Source organism: Pelagicoccus sp. SDUM812002 (assembly GCF_031127835.1).
GTDB lineage: Bacteria > Verrucomicrobiota > Verrucomicrobiia > Opitutales > Opitutaceae > Pelagicoccus.
Genome location: NZ_JARXHX010000085.1, coordinates 1 through 1,369, shown reverse-complemented (window position 1 = coordinate 1,369; position 1,369 = coordinate 1). Strand labels below are relative to the sequence as shown.

Annotated in this window: 1 protein-coding gene and 1 pseudogene; both read right to left on the bottom strand. The window is 42.2% G+C overall.

Features of this window, described 5'->3' with window-relative positions:
- Window positions 1-447: pseudogene (locus tag QEH53_RS23755) on the bottom strand (restriction endonuclease); the annotation flags it as partial.
- Between the two features lies 1 nt (window position 448).
- Window positions 449-1,315 carry an adenine-specific DNA-methyltransferase gene (gene yhdJ, locus QEH53_RS23750; protein WP_309025725.1) on the bottom strand — a complete coding sequence of 289 codons (867 nt, stop codon included), beginning with the start codon at window positions 1,313-1,315 and terminating at the stop codon, window positions 449-451.
- Between the last annotated feature and the right edge of the window lie 54 nt (window positions 1,316-1,369).

Here is a 1,369-nt window from a genome sequence, read left to right as displayed (position 1 = left end):
AAACTTCTCTGAAGAGAGATCTATTTTAAGCAGGTTCTCATTTATCCAATATCTTTTAGTTGCGAGATCTCGCATTATTGGGATGTATTCAGACTGCTGGAAGTACTTTTTGTACTCATCGTTCATCCTATTATTTAGGGCATGGTTTTGCATTTTCTCCCCAAAAGGCAATTTCCTTATGCGTTCCAAAAGTGGGGCGAATTGAGCACCTTCGTAAGTGCTGTACCCTTCATTTTTGTTAAATCCTTTGCTGAGATAATCTTCAACGAGGACGTAAATCGCATATAGGTTCGCAAAGCTGGATCTCGATTTCGATCCTTTGTTCGCGGAACGTGTCTTCAAATTGATGTACTGGAGGAGTGAACTCTTGTCGAAAATATCCTTCCATTTCTCTCTGAAATCCTCTTCTAAAATTTTAGAAATTTCTTCTGTAAAACTGTGTTCCATTTTAGATTAGAGTAAGCTGATCTTTAGGGGATATTTGCTTTTTTGAATTTCTTCTTGCGGTGCTCTTGGCAACCCCAGTTAGGGCTTCCCCGTCATAGTGGCTTGCTACTCCTGTTCTTCTAAGCCCAGCCTTGAAGTACTCTAGATCTTGCTCAATACCAATCGATTTTCGGTTTAAACGAGCTGCCACAGAGCTGGTGGTGAAGGTCCCCGAAAATGGATCTAACACGAGATCCCCTTCGTCAGAGCTAGCAAGGATAATTCGCTCAAGGAGCGATTCAGGTTTTTGTGAAGGATGGTTTTCGTATTCATCCATACGATACCTAACTCGGGGAAAGTTCCATACGTTCCCAGGGACCTTTTTTGTGTTGTATGGTTTAGGAGTCCCTCCTCGATAATCGATCAATTTCCTTTTTGCACCTGTTTTAGCCTCAACAAGGATAGAGTCTGGATTGAACTTATAGTCCTTTTGATTTTTCACGCAAAAAAGAATCGGCTCATAAAGAGAGCCATAGTACTTCTTCGCTTGTACGCCGGAACTATCGTAAGACCAGACGATTCGTGACAAAATGGAGACCTGTTCTCTCAGGTAGAGGTCAAAATATGGCATGCATTGCGTCGACGCCATGAAGTACATGGAGCCGTTTGGTTTCACTTTTTGAATACAGAGATCCAACCATGTTTTACACCAACTCATGTAGTCCTCATCGGATGCCCACTTGTCCAGGCATCCGTTGAAGTTTTTCCCAATATTGTAGGGAGGATCAACAAAAAGGAGGTCGACGGACTCATCCAGAACCTCTTGGTTTAAACTTTCGATAGCATCCCCACGGATGATCTTTTGCCCGTTTTTCTCAAATACTTCCATGTTTAGACATGGTCTAAACCAGAAGGATTGAGTTTTGCCAATGCTTCACTCGAA